We start from the raw sequence: 9,175 nt of genomic DNA on the forward strand, positions 1-9,175 counted from the left end.
ATTTCATTTATTTTTTAAGGAGGAGAGTTAGGAAAATGAAAAGAAAACATCATCGTTTTGTTGCTATGATTATGGCTATTCTTTTAATTTTATCACCTATGAATCTAGCAGTCTTAGCCGAAGAGATTGAGTCTAATTCTGAGATGATTTCCATCTCAAGTGATTGGCGTGGAAGTGTGTTTGGTGATAATGGTGGGCAAGCCGCTATTTCCTATGAGAACTTTGAAATTACAGAGCATGAGGATCAAACAGTTACGGTTAGAAGCTCAAATAATAGAGGGAAGATCTCGAGTAGCACAGAGGGGATTGCTTATTATTACAAAGATGTACCTTCTGAAGATAATTTCGTATTAACAGCGAAAGCCCAAGTTGATGCCTGGACCGCCAATAACCAAGTATCGTTCGGATTAATGCTTCGTGGCAATGTTTTAGAAAATAAAAATGATAGTGGCTTCACAGGTGATTATGTTGCGGTCGGCGCTTTAGACCAAACGATGAAAGGGTTCTATAAGCATGAAGCTACTAGTATCGTGAAAGACGGTTTATTGTTTGATGCGGCTGCCCCTGCTGCAGATCAAGTCTATGACCTTAGCATTCAGAAATTAGGAAACTTGTATGTATTAAAGATGAACGATGAAATTCAGACGATTGAACAATTTGAAGGTGAAATCAACTGGGCTGGTTTGTTTACATCAAGAAATACGACCGTAACATTCAGTGATGTTAATTTAGCAATCGACGACGGTCAAATTGAACTTGGTGACTGGGAGTTTCGCGCATTTGGTGGGAACACGAGTGAAGGACGTAATCCAATCCCAACTATAGAAGACAACTCGGTCAACATGAGGGCTTCAGGAGGAAAGGTTGCTGCTGGTGATGAGGGCTTGTCTTATTACTTTAAAGAAGTGCCTGCTGATGCTAATTTTGAAATGAAAACAAAAGCTGTTGTAAACCATTTTAATAGTGATAGCAACATCAGTACACCAAATCAGAAGTCTTTTGGAGTCATGTTAAGAGACGAGGTTGGCAATCATGGCGATTCTACTAATCATACAACGGACTATGTAGGCGTAGGTGCACTTGATACGGTCATGAAAGGCTTTTATAAGCAGAATGGTCAACAAGTGAAATTTGATGCGTTTGCAGATGCAAATCTTCCTGCAGCGGGAGAAGAGTATGACTTGGCGGTTCGTAAATCTGGTGATACATATGTTGTCACGGTAAATGGAGAGAGTGAAACGGTTACGTTAAATAACTTGTTTCGTGATCAAGTTTATGTTGGTTTATATGTTGTACGTGACGCGGATGTGACTTTCCATGAATTTGATATTGCTGTTGATGCGAGAAAGGTAACTGGATTATTAGTAGACGCAACGGAGATGAAAACGGATTATTTACAAGGAGAAGACCTAGAGTTAGCAGGACTTAAAGTAACAGCACAGTTCTCTGACGGTAGTACAACAGATCTTTCTTCTAGTGATTATATCGTGACAGGCTTTGACAGTAGTAAAGTTGGTGTGAACACGATTACGATTAACTATAATGGTAGAACGGCTACTCTTGACCTATTAATTAAAGCTCTTAGTGTAACAGATCTTGAGATTTTATATTTTCCTGCAAAAATGAATTATTACTTAGCTGATCCATTTGAGCCTCAGGGCATTGTAGTTGTTGGAGAATATGAAAATGGCTTTAAATCCGAACAACTTGCTAGTGATCAGTTTGTTTTCGTCATTTCTGGTGAAGAAGTGACAACTGATGGGTATGTATTTGATAAAGCTGGTTCAACCGAAATAACTGTTCAATCAGTTGAAACTCCTGATACATCTACAGCGTTTACGGTAAATGTGTCAGATGCAGAACTCACGGAACTAGAGATAAGACAACCTCCTGTAAAATCTTTATATTTTCTTGAAGATGAACTAGACTTAGCTGGAATCAGTGTCTATGCGAACTATAGTGATGGCAAAGCAGTTAGGCTGACGCAAGGTGACTATCAAGTATCAGGCTTAGATACAACCTCACCAGGTAAGCGAGCTGTAACATTGTCTTATAAAGGTGTTACTAGTAGCTTTGATGTAACAGTGAAAGAAAAGGAATTAGAAGCGATCGAAGTAACTCACTATCCAAAGACTACATTTTTCGTTGGTGAGTCATTTGATTCAACAGGCTTAGTAATATCAAAAATTTATGATAATTTAGACAAGGAAATTTTTACTGATGAAGACTATCAGGTTGACGCTTCTGCGTTTGAATCTAGTGAAGCTGGAACTTATGCGATCATGATTCAACCAACAGATGACCAAATTAGTCCAATTACGTATGCGGTAACGGTTCGCGAAAAAACAGAACTAGAATGGAAGTCAATGAGATTTGGACAATCCACTTCAAACGATCGAAATTATGTAGAGAAATTAGATGATGAATCAGTTCGTGTCGTAGCTTTAGAAGGTGGCGGGAAAATCACTGGAGATCATGATGGAATTGCGTTTTATTACACTGAAATTGATGCCGAAGAAGATAACTTTATGTTGTCAGCCGATATTAAGGTGATTGATTACGCGAAATCGCCACATGACGGTCAGGAGTCGTTTGGGATTATGGCTCGTGACGCCGTTAATACTGTAGAAGACGCCAGCGTGTTTGCATCTAATATTGCTGCAATTGGTGGATTTAGTGGTGGAACAAGAGAAGAAAATGGCACACAGTTGTTTGTTCGTACAGGGGTTGTAGCATCTGACGGAGAAGGCAGTGAAGGCATTCAAAAGAAAATGCTGAAGCGAGAACGCCCAGATGCGAAAAATACACATCCAGAACAGAATTACCGATTAACCCTTGCGAAAACCAATAGTGGTTTTACAGGGAAGCTAAATAATGGCGAGAAAGAGATCTTTTTTGAGCCAGAGATTTTGAAAGTTCAAGATTCAAAAATGTACGTCGGATTCTATGCAGCTCGTCTTGCTACCATTGAAGTAAGTGATATTGCTTTGACAGTCACAGCTGCGAAAACAGATGCTCCAAAACAGGAGCCTCCTGCAAAACCAGCCACACCGAAATTGGACATTCTTTCATTAGACAAAACGTCGAACCTAAATTACGACTTATTGCTTCGATCTAATGTGGATGGAGTGGCTACGGTAAGACAAGGTCAAACAGTCATAGCTGAAGATGTTGAGGTAGAAGCTGGAAAAGTTATTGAAGTACCAGCAGAACTAGCTTATCAGAGTAAAACGAATTTCAGTATGACTTTTTTACCTGATGATACACAGTACTTAACATCTTACAACCAACTGGTTCGTAACTTTACGGTTGAAACAAGATCATATGTTAACGGAGGAGATATCTATGTTTCTCCTAAAGGGACAGCATCAGGTGACGGTACTAAGGTTAATCCGCTAGATCTTGATACAGCCATTCACTTCGTAGCTGAAGGTCAAAAGATTATTGTTATGGAAGGTCAATATATTAGACACAAGCCTTTAGAAATCAAAAAATATAACAATGGTACGGCTGAAGCAATGAAGTATTTAGTTGCTGACCCAGAAACACAGACAAGACCTGTTATCGATTTTGATCGACGGTCAGAAGGAGTCGTTCATAGCGGACATTACTGGCATGTCGAAGGAATTGATTTTGCTCGTTCTGCCGGAAATACAAAAGGCTATACAGTTGGTGGTAGCTTTAACATTATTGAGAATGTTCGTGTTTATGAAAACGGAGATACAGGCTTGCAAATTAGTCGGACCGATGCATCTGAACCAAGAGAGGAATGGCCTGCACACAACCTCGTATTAAACAGTGTCGCTTTTGATAATCGTGATCCATCTGAAAACAATGCTGATGGTTTTGCAGCGAAGTTAACGGTTGGAGAAGGAAATGTGTTTAGAGGTTGTATTTCTCACAACAATATTGATGATGGATGGGATTTATATACGAAGGTTGGAACAGGAGCCATTGGTGCTGTAACTATTGAAAATAGTATTGCTTTTAACAACGGACGTTTAACGAATGGTTACGCAGGCAATGCAGGGAAGAACGGCTTTAAACTAGGCGGAGAAGGTGTTCACGTTCCACATGTCATTCGAAACAGCATCGCATTTGGCAATGGGTATTTTGGATTTACGAGTAACTCTAACCCAGGGTTAATTGCCGAAAATAATATTGGCTATAACAATGGTGGTGCAAACCTAAGCTTTACGACGTATGCTCATATCCCAACAGATTTTACTATTAACGGTTTTGTCTCATACAGAACAACAGGGAATGCCCGTGACAGCTATCCAGTAGGATTAAATTCAGATAAAAACTATATGTTTAATGGTTCAAAATCAGTCAACCATTCAGGGGAAGAACTGCCTGATGACATCTTAACAAGCTTAGATTCTATTTTCGAGAAAGACTCTGAAGGACGTATCGTTTCAATAAAACGAAGTGAACAAGGAGAAATCCTTTGGGGTGATGTTTGGGAAACATTTAATGAACTAGTGAATCCAGAGACAGAAGAAGCAGCTATCAAGGCTAACGTGACGTTCAAACCACATGTACTTAACTTAAAAGGGGTTAGCAACTCAAACGGCAAAAATCAATCCGTAGCTAAACTTTTGATTTCGCTTGCGGATGTGAAAGCTGAAGAGATTGACGTTACGTCGGTAAGATTGAATGGAGAGATCTTACCTGTAAAAGATGCGATAGTTCATAATGAAGGTTTAGAAATTACATTCTTGCGACAAGATCTTATACCGGTTGTAGAGGAAGGTAATCAAGTGTCGATATTGATTTCAGGACTGCTGACTTCTGGTGTTGGTTTTGAAGGTCAAACGGTCATTAGGGTGATGAAGTGAGATTAAACGAACTGTTGAGGTGGAAGGCCTCAGCAGTTTTTCTTTTGGCAATTACAGGCAGGATCTTTGAAATTCAAGTTAATTATTACTATAGTATAGATTGAAGCACTTAATTCAATTCAAGGAGGTTGGTCACTATGGCAAAAGTAGCTTTTTTATTAGCAGACGGATTCGAAGATTCTGAAATGACGAATCCATATGAGGCACTAAAAGAAGCGGGACATGAGGCAGTTATCGTTGGATTTGAGCAAGGTCTTGAGTGTAAAGGTAAAAAAGGGGCCGTTTACACGACCGATCTAGCTGTAGAAGATGTTAAGGCTACTGACTTTGATGGAGTTGTCATTCCTGGGGGCGGTGCACCAGAAGCACTTCGTGTAAATGAGGATCTTATTGCTTTTGTAAAGGAAATAAATCAGCAATCTAAGCTAATTGCTGGAATTTGTCACGGTCCTCAAGTGATGATTAGTGCAGATGTGTTACAAGGAAAAGACGCCACATGTTATATTGGGATTCGTGATGATGTCAAGCTTGCAGGTGCGAACTTCAAAGATGAAGAGGTAGTGGTAAGTGCAAATCTTATTACATCTCGTACACCAAAGGATGAGCCTGCGTTTATCCGTGAAATTCTAGCTAAACTAGGTTAAGGTAAGTTAGTTTATACATAAGAGGAGGAAGTAGAATGATCGTTTTACATGCTCATATTTCTGTAGTTCCAGAAAAGCGCGAAGTGTTCTTAGATGTTGTTCAAGATCTAGTTAAAGGTTCAAAAGCAGAAGAAGGAAATATTTCTTACCATCTGTTTGAAGATACCGTAAATTCCAATCAGTTTATTATGGTTGAAGAATGGGTGGATCAAGCAGCATTAGATTTTCATAATCAAGCCGATCATTATAAAGTTTTCGGAACGAAGGCTCCAGATTTATTAGCCGGGCCAGTTAAGATTGACCGTTTTGAAGTGTCGAAAAAGAATTAGTTGAGGTGGATGAGGATGTCTTCATTATTAGATTCATTTGAGTTAAAAGGATTAAAGCTAAAGAATAGAATTGTTATGCCGCCGATGTGCCAATACTCGGTCGAGGCGAAAGATGGGATACCGAATGATTGGCACTTTAGTCATTATACAAGCCGAGCAATTGGTGGAACAGGCTTAATTATTATTGAAATGACAGATGTGGAACCAGACGGACGGATTTCTGATTATGATTTGGGCCTATGGTCAGATGAACATACGCCAGCCTTTGCAAAAATTATCAAGGCATGCCAAAGCTATGGTGCCAAGGTGGCCATACAGATTGCTCATGCTGGTAGGAAAGCGGAAGATGCCGAGGTCCCGGTTTCTTCAACAAATGAAGCGTTTTCGGATCGTTATAAGGCACCACGAGAGCTATCAACTGAGGAAGTAGAAAAAATGGTTGAAAAGTTCGAACGTGCATTTAAACGCGCTGTGGAAGCGGGCGTAGACTCTATTGAAATTCACGGAGCTCATGGTTATTTAATTCATCAGTTTCAATCGCCTCTTACTAATAAACGTACGGACAAATACGGCCAAGATAAAGCGCTTTTTGCTAAAGAAATCATTCAAGCTGCAAAACGCGTAATGCCTGAATCAATGCCTTTATTATTTAGAATCTCTGCAGTAGAATATGCTGAAGAAGCTATCAAATTGATTATGCCCTTAATTTAATGAAGGAATATCAAGAAGCTGGAGTTGATATGTTCCATATCTCATCAGGTGGGGAAAGTAATAACGGTCCTGAATATTCAGGTGAAGGTTATCAAGTTGATTTGGCAGCGGAAGTCAAGAAATCGTTGAATGTTCCTGTTATTGCGGTTGGTAGAATGGAGAACGTCAAGTACTCCGATCAAGTTATTAAGGACGGAAAAGCAGATCTTGTTGCAGTCGGTCGTGGAATGCTAAGAAATCCATACTGGGCAAATGAAGCTTCACTTGAATTAGAAGGTAAGACAATTGTTCCGAAAGCTCTTCAGGCTGGATTTTAAGTATAAGTTGAAAAGAGATGAAACTTAGAATTGAGTTTCATCTCTTTTTTTCAGTAACCAAGTTATAGGACCGGGTTAAGTTGGGTTATGCTGACTTTCTTCGTAAGCAATTAAGACGACATCTTTAGCTGTTTCATTTCGAATTTCTTCTTCTAATAGCATGACCCGGTTTAATAAGTCTGGACTAAGATCAGCCGCGGTGTAGCGATCAAATTCTAACGGTTGTTTATCCTCCATGATTCATTCCCCCTTATAAAGATAATGTTTCTCGCAAGGGTCTTTCTATTCTAAACGTAAAGTGATTACAGTTGGTATGAAAGGAAAAAGCAAACAACAATCATACTCATCGGATGCCAGGGGAAGCTAATAGAAACTATTACGTAAATTAGGTGAAGTGGATGAGAATTTTATGTATAGATGGTGGCGGAATTCGAGGAATATTTGCTGTAGCTGTTTTACAAGGGATTGAAGCAGAGTATAAGAAGCCGATCAGTGAGTTATTTGATGTCATCGCTGGAACAAGTACTGGGGCGATTATCGCAACGTCTGTAGCTTTGAAAAAGCCGATGAAAGATGTGTTGAAAAGTTATAAGAAGTTTGGGAAAGAGATATTTAATCCCCAGGCGCAAATTGGAATCTTTAAAAGTGTTTATAGTGATCGCTATTTACGTAGATATTTTAAAAGGAACTTCGGTGAATTAACCTTGGCAGATGTGAAACAGCCATTATTAATTCCTGCGGTTGATGTTACTCACGGAAAACCATATGTTTACCGCTCAAACTACGGTCATCCGGGAAGTGCTGATCTAACGATTAAATTATGGGATGCGGTGCTTTCCTCTTGCTCGGCTCCCGTTTATTTTCCGCCTAACAATATTAACAATAAGTATTTATCAGTGGACGGAGGGTTGTGGGCGAATAACCCTTCGATGGTTTGTGTGACAGAAGCGATGCACTTTTTTCAAAAGAAAATAGATGAAATTAAGATTTTCTCAGTCGGTACGGGTTTGCAGGAAATCGAATATAAGATTGAAAAAGATAAGTACTGGGGAATTAAGAAATGGTTACCTTTTCAATTTCCTTTTATGAAAATCACACCAAAGCTGCTCGATCTCGCATTGGATTTGTCTTCAGAGTCGATTACATACCATTGCCAACATTTACTAGGGGAGCGCTATTACCGATTAAACAAAGACCTTGGTACAGAAATTCCTTTTGATGATGTGAAATGCATGGACGAATTAATTGACTTAGGGAAACAAACGTACAAAGAGCAGAAAAAAGACATACTAGCATTTTTGAGTGAGGGGTGAGAAAAATGGTGAATGAAGTTATTTTAAATGATGTTCCCATTAAAGTGATAAATTATCGGAAAGACATTCAAGGAGAAAGTGTGAAGATCCTATTTGATTTCCATGTGTCGAGTGAGGACTACCACCGTATCACGACTCTATTGTACCAGATGAATTTTGATGTTGAGATACCTGAGGAAAATTGGATGTTTCGAGGTTCGATCACAAATTATTACACTTCATTTACGAATTTATATTTAGAAGGTCAAGTAGGTGTTTTTCATCTTGAAATTAAAAAAGATGTCTAAAAAGGTTTGGGTTTAACCTTTTTAGAACATCTTCATTTTTAGGGCCATAGTAATTACCCAGCTCTGCCTTAGTAGAAGAATGGAAATAATAAGCTACCTAATAAGAAATATGGCAAATGCTGACGTCTAAATCTACGAAACCTTCTTGGGTAACCATAGCCGTAACCAGGGCCATAACCATAACCTGGTCCAAATCCTGCTCCATAACCATAGCGGAAATCAGTATGTGTACCTTCTGCCTGATCAGCATCGCCTGCTGGAATTAGCATGTTAACTCCTTCACGGTCAATGCTTTCAATAATTCCATCAACCATTTGTCCATCAGTTGTTTGAAATTGGACTAGATGATGTAGGTATTGCTGACATACCTCTTGCATATGTTGTTGGTGCATACTAGGATCTACCTGTTGATGTTGACCCTGATACGGTTGAGCATGAGGGGCTTGCTGAGTTTGTTGATATGGAAGTGGTTGTTGTCCTTGAAAACCTGCAGTTCCTTGGTGTTGATGCATAGGGTATTGATTCATTTAAATCTCCTCCTTTTCAAAAACAACATATTCAAAAATGGGCATTTGTGACACTAGGAATGAGATATTTTTTTTGAAAGTTTATAAACTTTACCCCGGGGGCATAATGAAGACTTTTTTCTCAAGTGGAATAGCAAGAAAAGGTCTTCATCGAGCTAATGAAGCCCGTTTCTCGGGTGAATGAGGAAAGAAAAGGTCTTCATCAG

The 9,175-nt window shown here is 39.2% G+C and carries 7 protein-coding genes and 1 pseudogene; 6 read left to right on the top strand and 2 right to left on the bottom strand.

All coding sequences use genetic code 11. The features are described 5' to 3' along the window. Positions 1-35 precede the first annotated feature (35 nt). The 4 genes and pseudogenes from JCM9157_RS14030 (at position 36) to JCM9157_RS14045 (ending at position 6,842) form a co-directional block, all read left to right on the top strand. Positions 36-4,841 (top strand): right-handed parallel beta-helix repeat-containing protein, encoded by a 4,806-nt coding sequence (locus JCM9157_RS14030; protein WP_235715014.1) that lies wholly within the window; start codon positions 36-38, stop codon positions 4,839-4,841. Between the two features lie 137 nt (positions 4,842-4,978). Continuing rightward, complete coding sequence (locus JCM9157_RS14035) at positions 4,979-5,485, top strand: type 1 glutamine amidotransferase domain-containing protein (protein WP_035665604.1); 507 nt, start codon at positions 4,979-4,981, stop codon at positions 5,483-5,485. 35 nt (positions 5,486-5,520) lie between these two features. Further along, entirely contained in the window at positions 5,521-5,814 is a 294-nt protein-coding gene (locus JCM9157_RS14040; RefSeq protein WP_035665606.1) for a putative quinol monooxygenase, read from the top strand. Positions 5,815-5,829: 15 nt separating this feature from the next. Beyond that, positions 5,830-6,842, top strand: a pseudogene (locus JCM9157_RS14045) (NADH:flavin oxidoreductase/NADH oxidase). 75 nt (positions 6,843-6,917) lie between these two features. On the opposite strand, the gene JCM9157_RS24930 reads toward JCM9157_RS14045, so the two are convergent. After that, a complete protein-coding gene (locus JCM9157_RS24930) occupies positions 6,918-7,079 on the bottom strand; it encodes a hypothetical protein (protein WP_162831768.1) in 162 nt (53 codons plus the stop codon). A 161-nt stretch (positions 7,080-7,240) separates the two neighbouring features. Here JCM9157_RS24930 and JCM9157_RS14050 point away from each other — a divergent pair, with 161 nt between their 5' ends. Together JCM9157_RS14050 and JCM9157_RS14055 are read left to right on the top strand one after the other, a co-directional pair. After that, on the top strand, positions 7,241-8,155 hold the full coding sequence (locus JCM9157_RS14050) for a CBASS cGAMP-activated phospholipase (protein WP_035665608.1): 915 nt from the start codon (positions 7,241-7,243) through the stop codon (positions 8,153-8,155). A 5-nt stretch (positions 8,156-8,160) separates the two neighbouring features. Next, complete coding sequence (locus JCM9157_RS14055; protein WP_035665609.1) at positions 8,161-8,442, top strand: DUF3219 family protein; 282 nt, start codon at positions 8,161-8,163, stop codon at positions 8,440-8,442. A gap of 68 nt (positions 8,443-8,510) precedes the next feature. On the opposite strand, the gene JCM9157_RS14060 is transcribed toward JCM9157_RS14055, so the two are convergent. After that, a complete protein-coding gene (locus tag JCM9157_RS14060; RefSeq protein ID WP_052013158.1) occupies positions 8,511-8,969 on the bottom strand; it encodes a hypothetical protein in 459 nt (152 codons plus the stop codon). Positions 8,970-9,175 lie beyond the last annotated feature (206 nt).

This window comes from Halalkalibacter akibai JCM 9157 (assembly GCF_000513135.1).
Classification (GTDB): Bacteria; Bacillota; Bacilli; order Bacillales; family Bacillaceae_D; genus Halalkalibacter; species Halalkalibacter akibai.